The 18984-nt window shown below is 60.8% G+C and carries 15 protein-coding genes and 1 pseudogene; 4 read left to right on the forward strand and 12 right to left on the reverse strand.

Annotated elements, in window-relative coordinates:
- Positions 1–2: 2 nt before the first annotated feature.
- The 3 genes from ELQ88_RS32550 to ELQ88_RS32560 all read right to left on the reverse strand — a co-directional run bounded on the left by ELQ88_RS32550 (position 3) and on the right by ELQ88_RS32560 (position 3530).
- Complete coding sequence (locus ELQ88_RS32550; protein WP_007980419.1) at positions 3–1253, reverse strand: sarcosine oxidase subunit beta; 1251 nt, start codon at positions 1251–1253, stop codon at positions 3–5.
- 23 nt (positions 1254–1276) lie between these two features.
- The gene (gene glyA, locus ELQ88_RS32555; protein WP_128874041.1) at positions 1277–2530 is read right to left on the reverse strand and encodes a serine hydroxymethyltransferase; all 1254 of its coding nucleotides are present in this window, start codon (positions 2528–2530) and stop codon (positions 1277–1279) included.
- A gap of 283 nt (positions 2531–2813) precedes the next feature.
- A complete protein-coding gene (locus ELQ88_RS32560; RefSeq protein WP_138969353.1) occupies positions 2814–3530 on the reverse strand; it encodes a TraX family protein in 717 nt (238 codons plus the stop codon).
- A gap of 123 nt (positions 3531–3653) precedes the next feature.
- On the opposite strand from ELQ88_RS32560, the gene ELQ88_RS32565 reads away from it, so the two are divergent.
- The gene (locus tag ELQ88_RS32565; RefSeq protein WP_138969354.1) at positions 3654–4694 is read left to right on the forward strand and encodes a low specificity L-threonine aldolase; all 1041 of its coding nucleotides are present in this window, start codon (positions 3654–3656) and stop codon (positions 4692–4694) included.
- A gap of 67 nt (positions 4695–4761) precedes the next feature.
- A pseudogene (locus ELQ88_RS34920) lies at positions 4762–4896 on the forward strand (IS110 family transposase); the annotation flags it as partial.
- A 25-nt stretch (positions 4897–4921) separates the two neighbouring features.
- On the opposite strand, the gene gbcB reads toward ELQ88_RS34920, so the two are convergent.
- A complete protein-coding gene (gene gbcB, locus ELQ88_RS32570; RefSeq protein ID WP_128874044.1) occupies positions 4922–6022 on the reverse strand; it encodes a glycine-betaine demethylase subunit GbcB in 1101 nt (366 codons plus the stop codon).
- Between the two features lie 282 nt (positions 6023–6304).
- Between gbcB and gbcA the strand changes: the two genes are divergently transcribed.
- Positions 6305–7600, forward strand: a complete 1296-nt coding sequence (gbcA, locus tag ELQ88_RS32580) for a glycine-betaine demethylase subunit GbcA (RefSeq protein WP_128874099.1) — start codon at positions 6305–6307, stop codon at positions 7598–7600.
- Positions 7601–8596: 996 nt separating this feature from the next.
- On the opposite strand, the gene ELQ88_RS32585 is transcribed toward gbcA, so the two are convergent.
- From ELQ88_RS32585 to ELQ88_RS32620, 8 genes are all read right to left on the reverse strand, one after another.
- Entirely contained in the window at positions 8597–9610 is a 1014-nt protein-coding gene (locus ELQ88_RS32585; RefSeq protein ID WP_138969355.1) for an RHS repeat-associated core domain-containing protein, read from the reverse strand.
- Positions 9611–9709: 99 nt separating this feature from the next.
- Entirely contained in the window at positions 9710–10276 is a 567-nt protein-coding gene (locus ELQ88_RS32590; RefSeq protein WP_128874047.1) for a GNAT family N-acetyltransferase, read from the reverse strand.
- A 110-nt stretch (positions 10277–10386) separates the two neighbouring features.
- Positions 10387–11157 (reverse strand): electron transfer flavoprotein subunit beta, encoded by a 771-nt coding sequence (locus ELQ88_RS32595; protein WP_128874048.1) that lies wholly within the window; start codon positions 11155–11157, stop codon positions 10387–10389.
- Positions 11158–11172: 15 nt separating this feature from the next.
- Positions 11173–12393, reverse strand: coding sequence for an electron transfer flavoprotein subunit alpha/FixB family protein (locus ELQ88_RS32600; protein ID WP_128874049.1), 1221 nt, complete (start codon positions 12391–12393; stop codon positions 11173–11175).
- Positions 12393–14345 carry a dimethylglycine demethylation protein DgcB gene (dgcB, locus tag ELQ88_RS32605; RefSeq protein WP_138969356.1) on the reverse strand — a complete coding sequence of 651 codons (1953 nt, stop codon included), beginning with the start codon at positions 14343–14345 and terminating at the stop codon, positions 12393–12395. The genes ELQ88_RS32600 and dgcB overlap by 1 nt, the downstream gene beginning before the upstream one ends.
- Before the next feature lie 185 nt (positions 14346–14530).
- Positions 14531–16591: a dimethylglycine demethylation protein DgcA gene (gene dgcA / locus ELQ88_RS32610; protein WP_138969357.1), complete on the reverse strand. Its 2061-nt coding sequence runs from the start codon at positions 16589–16591 to the stop codon at positions 14531–14533.
- Positions 16592–16606: 15 nt separating this feature from the next.
- On the reverse strand, positions 16607–17137 hold the full coding sequence (locus ELQ88_RS32615; protein WP_128874052.1) for a DUF5943 domain-containing protein: 531 nt from the start codon (positions 17135–17137) through the stop codon (positions 16607–16609).
- A gap of 78 nt (positions 17138–17215) precedes the next feature.
- Complete coding sequence (locus tag ELQ88_RS32620; protein ID WP_008033250.1) at positions 17216–18193, reverse strand: dipeptidase; 978 nt, start codon at positions 18191–18193, stop codon at positions 17216–17218.
- Positions 18194–18430: 237 nt separating this feature from the next.
- Here ELQ88_RS32620 and ELQ88_RS32625 point away from each other — a divergent pair, with 237 nt between their 5' ends.
- Entirely contained in the window at positions 18431–18832 is a 402-nt protein-coding gene (locus tag ELQ88_RS32625; RefSeq protein ID WP_128874100.1) for a lysozyme inhibitor LprI family protein, read from the forward strand.
- Positions 18833–18984 lie beyond the last annotated feature (152 nt).

Consider the following 18984-nt stretch of genomic DNA (forward strand, 5'->3'; position numbering starts at 1 on the left):
TGTTAGTGGGCGACTGCTGCAGCGCCGTGTTCGTCGATCAACGCACCGTTGTGGAAACGGTCGATGGAGAAAGGTGCAGCCAATGGGTGCATTTCACCCTTGGCCAGGCTCGCGGCAAACACGTTGCCCGAGCCCGGTGTCGCCTTGAAGCCGCCGGTGCCCCAACCGCAGTTGAAGAACATGTTCGGTACCGGGGTTTTCGAGATGATCGGGCAGGCATCCGGCGTGGTATCGACGATGCCGCCCCACTGCCGGTTCATGCGCACGCGGGACAACACCGGGAACATCTCGACGATGGCCTGGATGGTGTGTTCGATCACCGGGTACGAACCACGCTGGCCGTAGCCGTTGTAGCCGTCGATACCGGCGCCGATCACCAGGTCGCCCTTGTCGGACTGGCTGATGTAACCGTGTACGGCGTTGGACATGATCACGCTGTCGATAATCGGCTTGATCGGCTCGGACACCAGCGCTTGCAGCGGGTGGGATTCGATCGGCAGGCGGAAACCGGCGAGCTTGGCCATGTGCCCGGAGTTACCGGCAGTGACCACGCCGACGCGCTTGGCGCCGATGAAGCCCTTGTTGGTTTCAACGCCGATGCACACGCCGTTTTCCTTGCGGAAACCGATCACTTCAGTCTGCTGGATCAGGTCGACGCCCAAGGCGTCAGCGGCACGGGCAAAGCCCCAGGCCACGGCATCGTGACGGGCCACGCCGCCGCGACGCTGGACGGTGGCGCCCATTACCGGGTAGCGGGTGTTTTTCGAGCAGTCGAGGTACGGAATCTCGTCAGCCACTTGCTTGGCATCAAGCAATTCGCCGTCGACGCCGTTGAGGCGGTTGGCGCTGACCCGACGCTCGGAATCACGAATGTCCTGCAGGGTGTGGCAAAGGTTGTAAACGCCGCGCTGGGAGAACATCACGTTGTAGTTCAGGTCCTGGGACAGGCCTTCCCACAGTTTCATCGCGTGTTCGTACAGGTGCGCCGACTCGTCCCACAGGTAGTTGGAGCGCACGATGGTGGTGTTGCGCGCGGTGTTACCGCCGCCCAGCCAGCCTTTCTCGACCACGGCCACATTGGTGATGCCGTGCTCCTTGGCCAGGTAGTAGGCGGTCGCCAGACCATGCCCGCCACCGCCGACGATGACCACGTCATAGACCTTTTTCGGGGTCGGCGTACGCCACATGCGCTGCCAGTTTTCGTGATGGCTGAGGGAGTGTTTGAAGAGGCCGAAGCCTGAGTAGCGTTGCATAGTCATTTACTCCAAAACCGCGCTCAGCGATAAACCGGGAAGTCCGCGCACAGGGCCGACACTTGCTGGGCGACATTGGCCTCGACATCGGCGTCGCCGAGATTGTCGAGGATGTCGCAGATCCAGCCGGCCAGCTCCGTGCACTGCGCTACCTTGAAGCCGCGAGTGGTCACCGCCGGGGTGCCGATGCGCAGGCCGGAGGTCACGAACGGCGACTGTGGATCGTTCGGCACGGCGTTCTTGTTCACGGTGATGTGGGCGCGACCGAGTGCTGCATCCGCCTCTTTGCCGGTGAGGCCCTGACGGATCAGGCTGACCAGGAACAGGTGGTTATCGGTACCGCCGGACACTACATCGTAGCCGCGTTTGATAAATACGCCGGCCATGGCCTGGGCGTTGTCGATCACTTGTTGTTGGTAGGCCTTGAAACCAGGTTCCAGCGCTTCCTTGAAGCACACCGCCTTACCGGCGATCACGTGCATCAGCGGGCCGCCCTGGCCGCCGGGGAACACGGCAGCGTTGAGTTTCTTTTCCAGCGCTTCGTTGGCCTTGGCCAGGATCAGGCCGCCACGTGGACCGCGCAGGGTCTTGTGGGTGGTGGTGGTGACCACGTCGGCGTACGGCAGCGGGTTCGGGTACAGGCCGGCAGCGACCAGGCCGGCTACGTGCGCCATGTCGACAAACAGATAAGCGCCGACTTTGTCAGCGATCTGCCGGAAGCGCGGGAAGTCCAGGGTCTTCGAGTAAGCGGAGAACCCGGCGATGATCATTTTCGGCTGGTGCTCGACCGCCATGCGCTCGACTTCGTCGTAATCGATCAGGCCGGTGGCGGTGTCGATGCCGTATTGCACCGCGTTATAGAGCTTGCCGGAGAAGCTGACCTTGGCCCCGTGGGTCAGGTGACCGCCGTGGGCCAGGCTCATGCCCAGCACGGTGTCGCCGGCCTGCAGCAGCGCCAGGAATACCGCGGCGTTGGCCTGGCTGCCGGAGTGCGGCTGCACGTTGGCGTAGTCGGCACCGAACAGTTGCTTGGCGCGGTCGATGGCCAGTTGCTCGACCTTGTCGACATGTTCGCAGCCACCGTAGTAGCGCTTGCCCGGATAGCCTTCGGCGTATTTGTTGGTCAGGCCGCTGCCTTGCGCTTGCATGACACGTTTGCTGGTGTAGTTCTCTGACGCGATCAGCTCGATGTGATCTTCCTGGCGTTGCTCCTCGGCATCCATCGCCGCCAGCAGTGCATCGTCGTAGCCTTTGATCTGGTCTTGCTTGCTGAACATCGCGTCTCTCCCAGCGGCGGTGGTGCGCCATTCGTCTCGGTGAGGCACGTACCTTTCGGCAGTGCCCTTTGAATGCGATGGTATGACCGGCGCAGACAGGCCAAATGCCTACGGACGCCACGCAAAGGTGCGTTTACGACATGGCCCGAAATGGCACACTGAACACGATCTCCAATTCAGCAGAGCCCCCCGTAGGAGCGGGCTTGCCAGCGAAGGCGGTGTGTCAGTTAGTACATGTGTCGACTGACACACCGCTTTCGCTGGCAAGCCAGCTCCTACAGGGTTAAGCGGCGAGCTTGCGGATGAGTAGCAGCAATAGAAAATGCAGTGGATACAAGGCATACGCCCAACGCCGCATCGGTGGCGGCTTGAAATGCCCGGCATGTCGCAACAAGACCAGCCCCAGCAATGGCGCGACCAGACAAACGGCGATGCCCAGAATGGCAGTACCATTGCCGAGCCGGGCCGAGTAATACAGCACCTCCCACTGATTGGCCGCCAGGCACACCAGCCCCGGCAACAAGCTCAAATACCAGGGCCGCCTGACCACCAGCAACATTACCCACGGCAACAACACCCCGAAAAAACCGAACATCAGTCGTTCCGGGAACAGTGCCGCCAACACCACGGCAGCGACCGCCAGCAATCGCGATTGCACGAGCGGTTGCTGCCAGCCACGCGCCACCACCAGGCCCAGTGCCAGCGTGGGCAATACATTGAAGGTGTCGGGATCAGGGATGAACAGCCGGTAGGGAATCTCACTGATGGCACTGAACAGCAGCAACCACCCCAGATAACGCCACTGGCCGTCGGTGGTGGCGCTTGGGGCGCGCGACAGATTGGCCGCCATCGCCAGACAGAACCACGGGAACGCCAGCCTGCCGGGCACATACAGGATATCGACGGAATAACCGACATATCGCAGGTGATCGAGCACCATGCTCAATAGCGCCAGCCACTTCAGCAGATCCAGTGCCCCGTCCCGTTGAGTCATGTGCATAATTGCCCTGTATTTTTCTTACAGAAAGATCCCGTGTGCTCCCCGAACGACCTTCGGTAAAGTACGCACCATCATTGACCACGAAGCTCTTCATCATAAGAGCCTCGTTCACGGAAGCCGGCCATGACCGACAAGAGCCAACAATTCGCCAGCGACAACTACTCCGGTATCTGCCCTGAAGCCTGGGCTGCCATGGAACAGGCCAACCACGGCCACCAGCGCGCGTATGGCGACGATGAATGGACCGCCCGCGCGGCCGATCAATTTCGCAAACTGTTCGAAACCGACTGCGAAGTGTTTTTCGCCTTCAACGGCACCGCCGCCAACTCCCTGGCCCTGTCGTCGCTGTGCCAGAGTTACCACAGCGTGATCTGCTCGGAAACCGCCCACGTCGAAACCGACGAATGCGGCGCACCGGAGTTCTTTTCCAACGGTTCAAAATTGCTCGTCGCCCGTACCGAAAACGGCAAGCTGACCCCGGAATCGATCCGCGAAGTCGCCCTCAAGCGCCAGGACATCCACTACCCCAAACCGCGCGTGGTGACCCTGACCCAGGCCACTGAAGTCGGCAGCATCTACACCCCCGAAGAAATCCGCGCCATCAGCGCCACCTGCAAAGAACTGGGCCTGAACCTGCACATGGACGGCGCGCGCTTCTCCAATGCCTGCGCATTCCTCGGTTGCTCACCCGCCGACCTGACCTGGAAGGCCGGTGTCGACGTGTTGTGCTTTGGCGGTACGAAAAACGGCATGGCGGTCGGCGAGGCCATCCTGTTCTTCAATCACAAACTGGCCGAAGACTTCGACTACCGCTGCAAACAGGCCGGCCAGCTGGCGTCGAAAATGCGCTTTCTCTCGGCCCCGTGGGTCGGGATCCTGGAAAACGACGCCTGGCTCAAATACGCCCGCCACGCCAACCACTGCGCCCAATTGCTGGCGGAACTGGTCAGCGACATTCCGGGCGTGGAACTGATGTTCCCGGTGCAGGCCAATGGCGTATTCCTGCAACTGTCGGAACCGGCCATTGCCGCGCTGACCGCCAAGGGCTGGCGTTTCTACACCTTCATCGGCAACGGCGGCGCCCGCTTCATGTGCTCGTGGGACACTGAAGAAGAGCGTGTGCGGGAACTGGCGGCGGATATTCGCGAAGTGATGGCCCGCTAACCTTCGTCACGACACGCAACCCTGTGTAGGAGCCGGCTTGCCGGCGAAGGCGTCTTCATGGGCGCTGCAAGGCTTGAGGCTTGGCAAAACCCAAGCCCTGGTCATCCTCGCCCGCAAGCTGTGCCGGGTGGCATTCGCACTCATGAAAAACCAAAGCGAATACCAGCCGAATTTAAGGTTGCAGGGTTCCCCTGCAACATAGAATCTCCCACAGGTTGTGTGGTGTATTAGAACTCGATCCGCACGTCGCCCTTCGGCACGCTGCAGCACGAAAGAATGAACCCTTCCGCTTCGTCTTCTTCGGTGATCCCGCCGTTGTGGTCCATTTCGACCTCGCCACCCAGTTTCAACACCTTGCACGTCCCGCAAATCCCCATGCCGCAAGCTTTCGGAATCAACAGGCCCAACTTGGCAGCAGCGGCGTGCACGGTTTCCCCCGGTGCCACGCGAATGCTCTTGCCGGACGCGGTGAACTCCACCTGATGCAAATCCGCCACGTCGATGTCCGGTGCGTCCGCGGCGATTTCGGCCTGCTCCACCGCATCGGCGCGGGCTTCCGGTGGCGTCGCGCCGAAGGATTCTTCGTGATAACGCGACATGTCGAAACCGATCGATTCGAGCATGCGTTTCACCGCGTTCATGTACGGCGTCGGGCCGCAGCAGAACACTTCGCGCTCAAGGAAATCCGGCGCCATCAACTCGAGCATCTTCTGGTTCAGGTAACCGCGATAACCGGCCCATGGCTCACCCAGGCCATGCTTCTCGCAGATCAGGTGCAGGCTGAAGTTGTCGATCCGCGACGCCATGTGTTCCAGCTCGCGGTGATAAATGATGTCTTTGGGCGAACGGGCGCTGTGGATAAACACCATGTCGACGTTGCCGTTGGTGTCGTAGAACCAGCGCGCCATGGACATGACGGGCGTGATGCCGACGCCGCCACTGAGGTACAGCACTTTCGGCGCAGTGAAGTCCATCGCGTTGAACAGCCCGACCGGTCCGTGCACCGCCAGTTCCTGGCCTTCATGCAGGGTGTCGTGCAACCAGTTGGAGACCTTGCCGCCCGGCACGCGCTTGATGGTCACCGAAAAGCTGTACGGCACCGACGGCGAGCTGGAAATGGTATAGGAGCGCATGATCGGCACGCCTTCTATTTCCAGCTCCAGGGTGACGAACTGCCCCGGTTTGAAGAAGAACAGGATCGGCTGGTCGGCCATGAAGCAGAAGGTGCGCACATCCCAGGTTTCCTGGATGACTTTGACGCAACGGACGATATGTCGACCATTGGCCCAGGTCTGGGTGGTTACCGGATTCAGGAAGCTGTTGGACATGCTGTTCTCCACCGCCGATGGTCGGCCTTATGTTGGCGATTCTGCGTATACCGCGAACCACCCATTTACCTATCTGCGACATTCACATACTTATCGCGACCAGCCCCCAACTACCGGGGGTTGCGCGTCGGGAACAGATTGGGCCATGTCGCCCATGGATAAGGTTCCGGGCGGCGCCGGCCCCACACTCGCCTCAACAGATAAATGCTGTTTGTGTCTTGCGTAGCAACCGTATCAGCCACTATTCGCCGGCCACACAGAATGGCCATGAGGATCAAATCGATGGACGTCACCGCAAAAATCAGCCTGGGCGATCCGCTGGAACCCGCACGCAAGGCCACCGCGCAAATGCTGCAGGAGCGCGAGCGCACTTTTTCGCTGCCGCAGCCGTTTTACTCTGACGAGCGGCTGTTTGATATCGACATGCAGGAAATCTTCCAGAAAGAGTGGTTGATCGCCGGCATGACCTGCGAGATCCCGGCCAAGGGCAACTACCTGACCCTGCAAATCGGCAAGAACCCGATCATCGTGATCCGCGGCGCCGAAGGTGTGGTGCATGCATTCCACAACGTCTGTCGCCACCGTGGTTCGCGGCTGTGCACCAGTGAAAAGGGCAAGGTCGCCAAGCTGGTCTGCCACTACCACCAGTGGACATACGAGCTGGACGGTCGGCTGCTGTTCGCCGGTACCGAAATGGGCGCCGACTTCGACATGAAGCAATACGGCCTCAAACCAGTGAGCGTGAAGACCGCCGGCGGCTACATCTTCATCAGCCTGGCGGAGAACCCGCCAGCCATCGATGACTTCCTGGCGACGCTGAACCATTACATGGAACCGTACGACATGGAGAACACCAAGGTGGCGATTACCACCACCTTGATGGAAAAGGCCAACTGGAAGCTTGTGCTGGAGAACAACCGCGAGTGCTACCACTGCAACGCCTCGCACCCGGAACTGCTCAAAACCCTGCTGGAATGGGACGACGTCACCGACCCGCGGGCCGACCAGGCGTTCAAGGACCACGTAGCCGCCTCCGCCGCCGCCTGGGAAGCCGAGAAGATTCCTTACGCCCACGCCAGCTTCGGCTTGCGTAACCGCATCGTGCGCATGCCGCTGCTCAAGGGCACCGTGTCGATGACCCTGGACGGCAAGCAGGGCTGCGCCAAACTCATGGGTCGCATCAAGAACCCGGACCTGGGCTCGATGCGCATCCTGCATTTGCCACATTCGTGGAACCACTGCATGGGCGACCACATCATCGTCTTCACGGTGTGGCCGATCAGCGCCCAGGAAACCATGGTCACCACCAAGTGGGTCGTGCACAAGGACGCGGTCGAAGGCGTGGACTATGACGTGGAGCGCATGCGCCAGGTCTGGGATGCAACCAATGACCAGGACCGTCGCCTGGCGGAAGAGAACCAGCGCGGGATCAACTCCACGGCGTACCAGCCTGGGCCTTATTCCAAGACCTATGAGTTTGGTGTGGTGAATTTTGTCGACTGGTACAGCGAGCGCCTGCTGAACAACCTCGGGGCCGAGCCTGCGCCTTACCTCAAAGGCGTCCCGGTTCAGGGCTAACTGCAAAAACATCGCGAGCAAGCTCGCTCCCACAGGGATTGAAGTCGTTCACACTATTTGTGACACCACCAATCCCCTGTGGGAGCGAGCTTGCTCGCGATAAGGCCGGCACATTCACTACTTTACTTTGAAGACCACCGCACGCCCCCTCCTCCCCATAAACTCCTCGATAACGCTCTCCTCTCCCCCACCCACCGCACCTTCACATAACCATTCAACACCCGATCCGGGTACGTTGAGGTTATCCATCGCGCGCTCTCCCTGAACCGGATGTGGATTATTGCCAGCTGTCCTTGTGCCGTGTAAGCGAACAGGTGACCGGTTTGAATCAACACATGCCTTAGAACTGTATGAAATCTGATCTATTGCGTTCAGGCCTATGCTGATCGTGGCTTACAGGGTTTGGCGAACAAGTTATCCACAACTCCACCCACAGCTAATGGGGACAAGTGTGCAATTGGTGGAAATTTTATTCACAGAATGCGAAGAAAATCCGTGACTTATCTGGATACAGGGTTCCTGGCGATAATTGGTTGTTTTTTGATCTAAAGCCTGTAAGCCACGGTTTACCTGGCCCCCAGAGGATGGCGAACACCTTATCCACAGAAGCGCCAACAGACTTTGGGGGCAACTATGGTCGATCTGTGGAAAACCACGCAAACCCGCGATAAATCGGGGTTTGCGCAGGGTATTCAAGAATAAAACGCTGATTTGGCTGTTTTTTAATCAGACACCTAAGAAGCCCGGTTTATATGGCTTGTAGCCGAAAGCAAACATCTTATCCACAGAAGCGCCAACAGAGATTGGGGGCAAGTATTGGCTCGCCGACAAACTTATCCTCTTGAAAAAGCTCGAAAAAACCGTGGGTTAGGCTGAGTGTTTTTTGTACGACGGGCTGCAGGGCTTGGTTTACATAGGCTGGAGCCAGGGGCGAACAGGTTATCCACAGAAGCGCTAACAGAGATTGTGGGCAAGTAAACGGCACCCCTGGGATAACTATCTCAGTTGACGTATTGAACTGACAACATCCACCGGGTCAGAGGGCACTACTTGCGGGTTGACTGCGCCTGCGGATTCCACCCGGACTTGGCTCAAAGGCACGTCTGGCATTCTGACCGGGACTCGACCAGGCGCTTGTCTGCGGACCAGGTTCCATCCGCTTGCCTCCTTGCCTGCCTCCCACAACACGCTCAATGTCGACTGTCCATTGGCGCGAGCCCTCGTGATCCATTGACCGGCGCTAGCGAAATTCTGCATGACAGCACCCGCACCGGTGGATACCTGGCTAAGAATCGTGCCCGCGTTCGATACCAGTGATCTCGAAGTGCTTGGCATCGCCTGGGCCAACGCTTCAGGTATTCCCACAGTACGAGCTGGCAGGCCTGTGGCGCCCCCCCAAAAACTGAGCGTATTACCAACCCGCGTAAGCCAAGCTGGAGTGGTGTTACTGACGATTGCCGCTGCGGCCCTATTGACCGCTGCACCCGCGAAAATCAGGTTCAACCCGGAACCTACAACACTCCCAAGCACTGACAGCCAGGATTTACCCGATGGATCGACTCGATTAATGGGGGAGCCCGAACAATAGACATAGGGATTCAGCCCGCCACGACCAAACGGACTCAACCGGTCCGGGCTATGAAAGCGCATCAACACCGGGTTATACACACGATGGCCATTGCCCAGGTGATACCAGCCCGTTGGCCGCTCCATGAGCTGCCCACTGAAGCCAAGGCTGCTTTGCGCTGCAAGCAGGCTGCTCCGGGAACCATAGGGGGTATAGCCAAGACGATTCGGACCCGTGCGGTCGAGTTCCGCGAGAATGGTTTGTTGCAGATCAGGCGCCAGCAACAGGGTTCGCGAAAAGGCCGCCGCAGGAGAGCGGACAAGACCTCGGGTTTGACGAAGAGCGGGCATCGGCAGCGTCCTTTTGCTGGCGTAATGGACCCGCAGTGTTACAGCAAATTCGCGGGTGAACCGGCGATCACCCCGCTCAGGGTAAGCGGGCATGAACTGTCCAGCAACGTAACAAACCACCCGTAAAACCGACACTAGCAGTTCTGCTAGGATCACCCGCAAACCCGACGAAGAGGAGCCGCACCCCCCATCCTACGGCCGATACATCAGATAGGCCTCACCCGTCACCCGAATCAGCGGATGCGGCGTTATCTGGCAGGTATCGACGATACGAAAGCCATGTCGCTCATAAAATCGGCGGGCGCCGGTGTTCGCGGCGTAATCGATCAGGCTCAAGCCATTGAGGCCGAGCTGGTTGGCACGGTCGTAGGCATAGGCGAGAAATTGCTTGCCCAACCCCTGGTTGCGCCAGCCCTCATGCAGCGCCAGGCTGGAAATGTAGAGGGTGTCGGGGATTTCCATCGTCGCGTAGGGCGCCAGGACCGGGTCCGTGGTCGGCTCCGCCAGCGGATCGTGACGCATCACGTAGCTGTGCATCATGCCAATGACCTGGTCGTTCGACTCGGCGATAAGGCAGTTCTGCCAGGAGAAGTCCACGTCGTCGCGGGCATATCGAATGGCGCCGACATCCAGCAGTTCCTGACCGGGCTGCGCCAATTGGCTCCAGATGTAATCCGCAGCCCCCTCTGATGTGATCTGAAACAAACGGGCTATTTCCCGCGCGTCCGCACGCACGGCCGAACGAAATTCAACTGCCATTTACCTGACTCCACAGGACATCGAACGTCCGTTTTTACACGGACGCTGCAGACGCTACAACGCGCCGAAGGGATGCTTATATATCTGGTTGTTGCTGTTGAAGCTCAACGCTAGCGGACCACGCCTTCTTCGATCAGCAGCTTGAGAATGGCCTCAGCCCCCGCCTCGGGACTCAGCCCTTTGAGCACCTGCCCACCACCGCCACTGGCCTTGGCCGTGGCCGCCTTCATCCGGTCCGCGCCGCTCTTGGCCTTGATCACCTTCAAGCGCTTGGGCCGTGGCTTGGCCGGTTGCAGCGTCGCAACAGCCAGTAACTCATCATCGACCACTTCAACTTCGTCGGCCTGCAACACGCCACGCCGAGCCGGGCCGTAGGCGCTCTGCCGAGGCTTCGGCGCGGCGTTATCCACAGTGGCGAGAAACGGCAACCGCACTTTCAACCGACGACGCTGACCCCGGGGCAAGGCTTGCAGCACCAGGGCCGAACTGCCGTCGATGGATTCAACCTGGGCCAGCCCCACCACCAGCGGCCAGCCAAGACTTTCGGCCAGCAGGAACGGCAGCATGCCCGAGCCTTCGCCGGTTTCCGCCTGGCTGCCGGTCAATACGACCTGAGCGCCGGCGTCACGTAAATAGGCGGTCAATGCGGGCAACGCATCGGCGCCTGCAGGTTGCTCCAGTACATGCAGCTGTTCCAGGCCCATGCCCAGATACGCCCGCAGCGCAGGTTCGGCAACATCGCCGGCATGCAGCACTTGCAAGTTATCCCCAGCCAGTTGCAAGCCCAGTTCCACCGCCCGCGCATCCTGCTCCGCGCGACGTGGCCGGCCGGAGGTCGGGTGGGCGCCGATGGACACCAGGCTGATGATTTTCGTGCTCATAACCCTTTCCTTCCCTTAAGCCGCATCGCGCTTGGCTTCGTTGCGGTAGGCCTCTACCGCCGCGATCAAGGCTTGAAGTATCTCGGCGCTCTCGCCGATCACCGACAGGTCGGCCCGTTTGATCATGTCGCAGCCAGGGTCGAGGTTGATCGCCACCACCTTGTCGCAGGCACCGATGCCTTGCAGGTGTTGGATCGCCCCGGAAATCCCCACCGCCACGTAGACCCGCGCAGTGACCCAGGTGCCGGACGCGCCGACCTGACGGTCGCGGGCCATGAAACCATCGTCCACCGCCACGCGGGACGCGCCTTCGGTAGCGCCAAGGGCGGCGGCGGTCTGGTGGAACAGAGCCCAATCCTTGACCCCGTTGCCGCCGGAGAAAATGAATTCCGCTTCGGCCATCGGAATGGCCGCCGGGTCCACCGCCACCGCGCCCAGATCCTCGATGCGCGACAAACTGCGCGCGATGGCTGTGGATAACTCCACCGGCAGCGCCTCATGCCGGGTTTCGCTGACCGGTTCGGCACATTCGACGGCGGCCAGAATCAAGCGCGCCACCGGGCGTGCCAGATCTTGCAGGCCGGCACCGGCGCGGCCGATGCATGCCTGATCCTTGACCTGCCAGATGCGAGTGGCCGGGCGTTCGCCAAGCGCTGCGGCAAAGCGTCGACCCAGTTCGCCGCCACCGGTGCGACTGTCCGGCAGCAACCAGTGGCGCGGGCTGAACTGGTTATCCACAGCCCGCAGGCCCTGGACCCGTTGTTCCGGTGCATAACCGCTGAATTCATCGCCATCGAGCACCAGCAAGCGATCGACGCCCGCGGTGGCGAAGGCATTTTCCTTGTGTTCACCGAAGACCACGGCCAATACCGCGCCGTCCTTGCCGGCCAGTTGATGCGCCAGGCCGAGCAGGTCGCGGTCATGGCTGCTCAAGCGGCCACCGACCATGTCCGGCACCACGCTGATGTAGAACGCAGGTGCAGGCACCTGATGCAACGGCAATTGCACTTCAACCGCGGCCGAGCGTTTGCTCGCCCCGCCCTGCTGGGCGCCGCTGCGGTCGATGCGCTTGATACCGTTGGGACCGATAAAACCAATGCCATGGGGATTCTTGCGGATGATGCCGTTAGGTCCCATCCAGCTGTGTTGCACCGGTTGCATCGCCGCATGCAGCGGATGCAGGCGGTTGCGGGCAATCCATTCGGCGCGTGGGTCGCGGCGGATAATGTCGCTCATCAGTGGGCCTCCGCAGGTTCTTCACGTTTGGCCGGCGCAATGGGTTTGCTTGGGGCACCGTCTTCGAGCAAGGCATCGGCGACCAGTTCGGCGATGTCCTTGATCAACGGACGGGGTTCGACCACTCCTTCGAGCATCGCGGTGCATTGCGGGCAACCCACGGCCACCAGTTCGGCGCCGGTTTCGCGGATGTCGTCCATGCGCATGTCGGGGATACGTTGCTTGCCCGGAATGTCGGTGATCGGCGCACCGCCGCCACCGCCGCAGCAGCGCGAGCGGAAACCGGAGCGTTGCATCTCTTTCACCTCAATCCCGAGGGCGCGCAGCACTTCACGCGGCGCCTCGTATTCGCCGTTGTAGCGGCCGAGGTAGCACGGGTCGTGATAGGTCACGCTGCTGCCTTTGTGCTGGCCGAGGCTCAGGGCGCCAGCGCCGATGATTTCCGCCATGTAGGTGCTGTGGTGCTGCACGAGGTAGTTGCCGTCGAAGGCGCCGTACTCGTTTTTCAGCACGTGGAAGCTGTGCGGGTCGCAGGTCACGATGCGGTTGAAGCTGTATTTGGCCAGGGTCTGGATGTTGCGTTTGGCCAGCAACTGGAAGGTCGCTTCGTCACCCAGGCGGCGGGCAACGTCGCCGCTGTCGCGCTCTTCGAGCCCCAGTACGGCGAAGTCGACCTTGGCCGCTTTCAGCACTTTGACGAAGGCGCGCAAGGTGCGCTGGTTGCGCATGTCGAAGGCACCGTCGCCGACCCAGAACAGCACGTCGACCGATTTCTTCTCGCTGAGCAGGTTCAGGTTCAAGTCCGCCGCCCAGTTCATCCGCCCGCCCGGGGCGAAGCCGCCCGGGTTGTCGGTGGCGATCAGGTTCTCCAGGACTTCGGCGCCCTTGTTCGGGGTCGCGCCTTTTTCCAGGGTCAGATGGCGACGCATGTCGACGATGGCATCGACGTGCTCGATCATCATCGGGCATTCTTCGACGCAGGCGCGGCAGGTGGTGCAGGACCACAAGGTTTCGGCGTCCACCAGGCCGTTGACGATCGGTTGATGCGGGTTACCGGCGTGTTCGCCGATGGCTTTGCCGGGATACGGGCTGCCGGCGAACTTGGCGTCGGTGCCACCGGCCAGGCCGACCACCATGTCCTGGATCAGTTTTTTCGGGTTCAGCGGCTGGCCGGCGGCAAATGCCGGGCACGCGGCTTCGCATTTACCGCACTGCACGCAGGCGTCGAAGCCGAGCAGTTGGTTCCAGGTGAAATCCTTGGGTTTTTCCACGCCCAGCGGCGCGCTCGGATCGTTCAGGTCCAGCGGTTTCAAACCGGTGGAACGGCCGCCGCCAAAACGCTCGGCGCGACGGTGCCAGGCCAGGTGCAAAGCACCGGCGAAGGCGTGCTTCATCGGCCCGCCCCAGGTCATGCCGAAAAACAATTCCGATACGCCCCACAGCACACCGACGCCGAGGATCGCCGCCACCACCCAACCGCCGAAGTTTTCCGGAAGGATGCCGGCGACCGGCAGGGTCAACAGGAAGAAGCTCGCCGAGAATGCCAACAGGCTTTTCGGCAGACGCATCCATGGCCCTTTGGACAGGCGAGCCGGTGGGTTGCGACGACGCAGGTACATGAAAATCGCGCCGACGAACATCACCGCCGAGGCAATCAACAGGGCAGCACCGAGAATGCGGCTGTGCAGGCCGAAACCGTGAACCAGAATCGCCAGCACAATGGACGCCACCGCACCACCGGCTGTGGCCACGTGGGTGTTGGCAATGTATTTGTCCCGCGCGACGACATGGTGCAAGTCGACCATGTAGCGCTTGGGCATGGCGAACAGGCCGCCGATCAGGTCGACTTTCGAAGCCCGGCCCCGGCGCCACATAGCCACCCGCCGCAACGCGCCCAGGACAGCCAGGCCCAGGGCAGCGAACAACAGGATTGGAAGAAGGGTGTTCAACATGGTGAAGCTCCCAAAGACCGCACGGTCTTGCAGGCCAAACTACCTGGATGCCTTGCCCGATGCCCTGTGTAGGAGCGAGCTTGCTCGCGAAAAACCTGAGAACGTCGCGTTAAAACAGACTCCCCGCGTCATCGTTCACGTCCATCGCGAGCAAGCTCGCTCCTACAAGGGTTATCCACAAGCTCTTAGAAATCCTTGCACAGCCGCAGGGCGTCGTAGATCGCCGCGTGCACGTTACGCTGCGCCACGCAGTCGCCGATGCGGAACAGCAAGTAGCCGTCGCCCGGTTGGCTCAACGAAGGTTGCGGCTTGATCGCGAACAGGGCTTCGACGTCGATCTGGCCCTTGTTGCGTGAACCTTCCTTCATCGCGTAGTAGATCTCTTCGTCCGGGCGCACGCCGTTTTCGATGACCACCTGGTCCACCACCCGCTCCTCTTTGGCGTCGGTGTATTCGTTTTCCAGTACCGCGATCAGCTTGTCGCCTTCGCGGTAGACCTTCTCCAGCATCATGTCGCCGGTCATGATCACTTCTTTCGGGTACATGCTGCGGTAGTAGGTCGGGAACGATGTGCCGCCGATCGCCACGCCGGGCTTGATGTCGTCGGTGACGATCTCGACCTGGCTGCCTTTGTCGGCGAGGAAATCGGCGGTCGACATGCCGGTGAACTCGCAAATGGTGTCGTAGACCAACACGTTCTTGGCCGGCGCAACCTTGCCGTCGAGGATGTCCCAGCTGCTGACCACCAGGCCTTCAGCCGCGCCCCAGTGCTCGTTCTGCTCGATGAAGGGATGACCGCCGACGGCGAGCACCACCACGTCCGGGCGCAGATCGAGAATGGTCGGCGCATCGGCCGCCACGCCCAGGCGCAGGTCGACTTTCAAGCGTGCCAGCTCCAGCTGGTACCAGCGCGTGATACCGGCGATCTGGTCCCGTTGCGGTGCTTTCGACGCGGTGGTGATCTGCCCGCCGATGAACTCCTTTTTCTCGAACAAGGTCACGTCGTGGCCACGCTCGGCGGCCACACGGGCGGCTTCCATCCCGGCAGGACCGGCGCCGACCACCACGACCTTGCGTTTCACGCCCGTGGTCTTTTCGATGATGTGCGGCAGGCCCATGTACTCGCGGGATGTCGCGGCGTTCTGGATGCACAACACATCCAGGCCCTGGTATTGCCGGTCGATGCAGTAGTTGGCGCCGACGCATTGTTTGATCTGGTCGATCTGGCCCATCTTGATCTTGGCGATCAGGTGCGGGTCGGCGATGTGGGCGCGGGTCATGCCGACCATATCGACGTAACCGCCTTCCAGGATACGGGTCGCCTGGTTCGGGTCCTTGATGTTCTGCGCGTGCAACACCGGCGCCTTGACCACTTCCTTGATACCGGCCGCCAGGTGCAGGAACGGCTCCGGCGGATAACTCATGTTCGGAATCACGTTCGCCAGGGTGTTGTGGGTGTCGCAACCCGAACCCACGACGCCGATGAAGTCCAGCATGCCGGTATCGTCGTAGTACTTGGCGATCTGTTTCATGTCCTCGTGGGACAAGCCGTCCGGGTGGAACTCGTCACCGCACAGGCGGATGCCGACGCAGAAATCCGGCCCGACTTCGGCCCGCACGGCCTTGAGCACTTCGAGGCCGAAGCGCATGCGATTCTCGAAACTGCCGCCCCATTCATCGGTACGTTTGTTGACGCGCGGGCTCCAGAACTGGTCGATCATGTGCTGGTGCACAGCGGACAGTTCGACGCCATCCAGGCCCCCGGCCTTGGCCCGGCGGGCTGCCTGCGCGTAGTTGCCGATCACCCGCCAGATTTCTTCCGGCTCGATGGTCTTGCAGGTGGCACGGTGCACCGGCTCGCGCACGCCCGAGGGCGACATCAGCGTCGGCCAGTTAAAGCCGTCCCAACGCGAGCGACGGCCCATGTGGGTAATCTGGATCATGATCTTGGCGCCGTGCTTGTGCATGGCGTCGGCGAGATTCTGGAAGTGCGGAATGATGCGGTCGGTGGAGAGGTTCACCGAACTCCACCACTCCTGCGGGCTGTCGATGGCCACCACCGAGGAACCGCCGCAAATCGCCAGGCCGATCCCGCCCTTGGCTTTCTCTTCGTAATACTTGACGTACCGGTCGGTGGTCATGCCGCCGTCGGTCGCGTAGACCTCGGCGTGCGCGGTGCTGAGCACGCGGTTGCGGATGGTCAGTTTGCCGATCTGGATCGGCTGGAACATTGCTTCGAAAGCCATGGCGGGATCCTCGACTTACAACGGCTTGACGGTGAATAAACCGTCGTCGTGGCCTTCTTCGGAGCCACCGTAGACTTGTTCGGCAACCGTGCGGATCTGGCTGCCACGGGCTTGCAGGATCTGGTCCATGGCCCCGGCAAACCAGCCCGTGAACATGTAGTCGACCTTGCGCCCGACCTTGCCATACACGTAGACAAATGCGGAGTGCTCGAGCTTGACGCTGGCGGTGCCTTTGTCGAGGTCGATGTCCTGGATCTTGAACAGGCCCCAGCCGCGTTGCGACAGGCGCTTCATGTAGTGCTCGAACACCGCGACGCCTTCCAGGCCATGGCATTCGGCTTCTTTTTCACACCAGTGCCAGGCGGACTTGTAGCCGGCCTTGTAGAGGATGTCGGCGTAGGCGTCGGCGCCCAGCACTTCCTCGATGCCCATGTGGTTGTTGACGAAGAAGTGCCGCGGTACGTACAGCATCGGCAGGGCGTCGGAGGTCCAGACACCGGTCTCGCTGTCGACTTCGATAGGCAATTGCGGGGCGATCTTGGCCATGGAAACTTAACTCCAGAAAAATTTTGGTGTTGCCTGCGGCGCGGATGGCCGCAGGAAAGGATTCAGAAGTGCGGCGGCTTATTCGCCCCAGACATCTTTCAAGACGTTGACCCAGTTCTCGCCCATGATCTTGCGCACCACGCGCTCGGAATGGCCGCGCTTGAGCAGGGTTTCGGTCAGGTTCGGGAACTCGCCGACGGTGCGGATGCCCAGCGGGTTGATGATCTTGCCGAAGCTGGTCAGGCGGCGGGCGTAGCCCTTGTCATGGGTCAGGTATTCGAAAAAGTCCTGGCCATGGCCCTGGGTGAAGTCGGTGCCGATGCCGATGGCGTCTTCGCCGACGATGTTCATGGTGTATTCGATGGCTTCGGCGTAATCGTCGATGGTCGAATCGATGCCCTTGGCCAGGAACGGCGCGAACATGGTCACGCCGACGAAACCGCCGTGATCGGCAATAAACTTAAGCTCTTCATCGGATTTGTTGCGCGGGTGGATTTTCAGGCCCGACGGCAGGCAATGGGAGTAGCACACCGGTTTCTTCGACTCGAGGATGACTTCCTCGGAAGTCTTGGAACCGACGTGGGACAGGTCGCACATCACGCCGACGCGGTTCATCTCGGCGACGATTTCGCGACCGAAACCCGACAGGCCGCCGTCACGTTCGTAGCAACCGGTACCGACCAGGTTCTGGGTGTTGTAGCACATCTGCACGATACCGACGCCCAGCTGCTTGAACACCTCGACATAGCCGATCTGGTCTTCGAAGGCGTGGGCATTCTGGAAGCCGAACAGGATGCCGGTCTTGCCCTGCTCCTTGGCCTTGCGGATGTCGGCGGTGGTGCGCACCGGAATCACCAGGTCGCTGTTCTCGCGGATCAGCTTCTGACTGGCGGCGATATTGTTGACGGTGGCCTGGAAGCCCTCCCACACCGACACGGTGCAGTTGGCCGCGGTCAGACCGCCCTTGCGCATGTCTTCAAACAGCTCGCGGTTCCACTTGGCAATAATCAGCCCGTCGATAACGATGCTGTCGGCGTGCAATTCGGCTGGGCTCATCAGGCTGTCCCCTATTAGCGATTCATGCGCCGAATCGTGTGCCGGCGCTTTGGGGCCAGCATATGCCTCGGTGCCTTGGCAGCCGGGTGCAAAAACGACAGGGGAATTGCCGAAAGCGTCAATCCGCGACAAAGGGCCGTCCACCGGCCGGATAAGCCACCTGTTCAAGCCCGTCCGCTTGCGCCAGAATCCGTTGCATCACTGGGTTTTTTAACTGGATTTAGGGGCGGCGACGCAATGAAATCGATCATCCTGGCTTTGGCACTGATAGCGACCGGCGCGCAGGCGGCTGAAGAGGCCGACGACAACCCCTGCGACGCCGTCGAAAACGACATCCAGACTCTGGAATGCTCGGCCTACAGCAGAACCACTGCCGAAGACCTGCTGAGCGAAAACTACAAAAGCCTGACCGAGCGCATGCAGATGCGCTACGGCAAGAACCCGGCGCAACTGACCGACATCACCGCCAAGCTCAAGGCGGCCCAGCAACAGTGGCTGAAAACCCGGGACACCGATTGCGCCGTCGAGGCGTTTCCGGCGACCAGCGGCAGCAAGGCGTTCACCATTGCGCAGAATGATTGCGTGGCGCGGATGAGTGATGAGCGGTCGGAGTTTCTGGAATCGATCGGGCAGGAGTAATCCTGATGGCCTGTGGGAAGCTGGCGCTATTGTCAGCTTTCAATCTTAGATAAGGCCCTTTTTCCTACGACATCGGTTTACTAAGACTACAAGGCCCCTCCCGCCACTGTCTAACCATACTATTCGGGCACCATGCCGACATGATTCGCTGG

Origin of the sequence: Pseudomonas sp. MPC6 (genome assembly GCF_006094435.1) — a bacterium.
Classification (GTDB): domain Bacteria; phylum Pseudomonadota; class Gammaproteobacteria; order Pseudomonadales; family Pseudomonadaceae; genus Aquipseudomonas.

Excerpts from the sequence above, each read along its gene's own strand:
- ELQ88_RS32595 (WP_128874048.1), bottom strand. The coding sequence starts at position 11,157 with ATGAGCACGAAAATCATCAGCCTGGTGTCCATCGGCGCCCACCCGACC.
- ELQ88_RS32625 (WP_128874100.1), top strand. The coding sequence starts at position 18,431 with ATGAAATCGATCATCCTGGCTTTGGCACTGATAGCGACCGGCGCGCAG.
- ELQ88_RS32600 (WP_128874049.1), bottom strand. The coding sequence starts at position 12,393 with ATGAGCGACATTATCCGCCGCGACCCACGCGCCGAATGGATTGCCCGC.
- gbcB (WP_128874044.1), bottom strand. The coding sequence starts at position 6,022 with ATGTCCAACAGCTTCCTGAATCCGGTAACCACCCAGACCTGGGCCAAT.
- ELQ88_RS32620 (WP_008033250.1), bottom strand. The coding sequence starts at position 18,193 with ATGAGCCCAGCCGAATTGCACGCCGACAGCATCGTTATCGACGGGCTG.
- ELQ88_RS32615 (WP_128874052.1), bottom strand. The coding sequence starts at position 17,137 with ATGGCCAAGATCGCCCCGCAATTGCCTATCGAAGTCGACAGCGAGACC.
- ELQ88_RS32560 (WP_138969353.1), bottom strand. The coding sequence starts at position 3,530 with ATGCACATGACTCAACGGGACGGGGCACTGGATCTGCTGAAGTGGCTG.
- dgcB (WP_138969356.1), bottom strand. The coding sequence starts at position 14,345 with ATGTTGAACACCCTTCTTCCAATCCTGTTGTTCGCTGCCCTGGGCCTG.
- gbcA (WP_128874099.1), top strand. The coding sequence starts at position 6,305 with ATGGACGTCACCGCAAAAATCAGCCTGGGCGATCCGCTGGAACCCGCA.
- dgcA (WP_138969357.1), bottom strand. The coding sequence starts at position 16,591 with ATGGCTTTCGAAGCAATGTTCCAGCCGATCCAGATCGGCAAACTGACC.
- ELQ88_RS32585 (WP_138969355.1), bottom strand. The coding sequence starts at position 9,610 with ATGCCCGCTTACCCTGAGCGGGGTGATCGCCGGTTCACCCGCGAATTT.
- ELQ88_RS32550 (WP_007980419.1), bottom strand. The coding sequence starts at position 1,253 with ATGCAACGCTACTCAGGCTTCGGCCTCTTCAAACACTCCCTCAGCCAT.
- ELQ88_RS32590 (WP_128874047.1), bottom strand. The coding sequence starts at position 10,276 with ATGGCAGTTGAATTTCGTTCGGCCGTGCGTGCGGACGCGCGGGAAATA.
- ELQ88_RS32565 (WP_138969354.1), top strand. The coding sequence starts at position 3,654 with ATGACCGACAAGAGCCAACAATTCGCCAGCGACAACTACTCCGGTATC.
- glyA (WP_128874041.1), bottom strand. The coding sequence starts at position 2,530 with ATGTTCAGCAAGCAAGACCAGATCAAAGGCTACGACGATGCACTGCTG.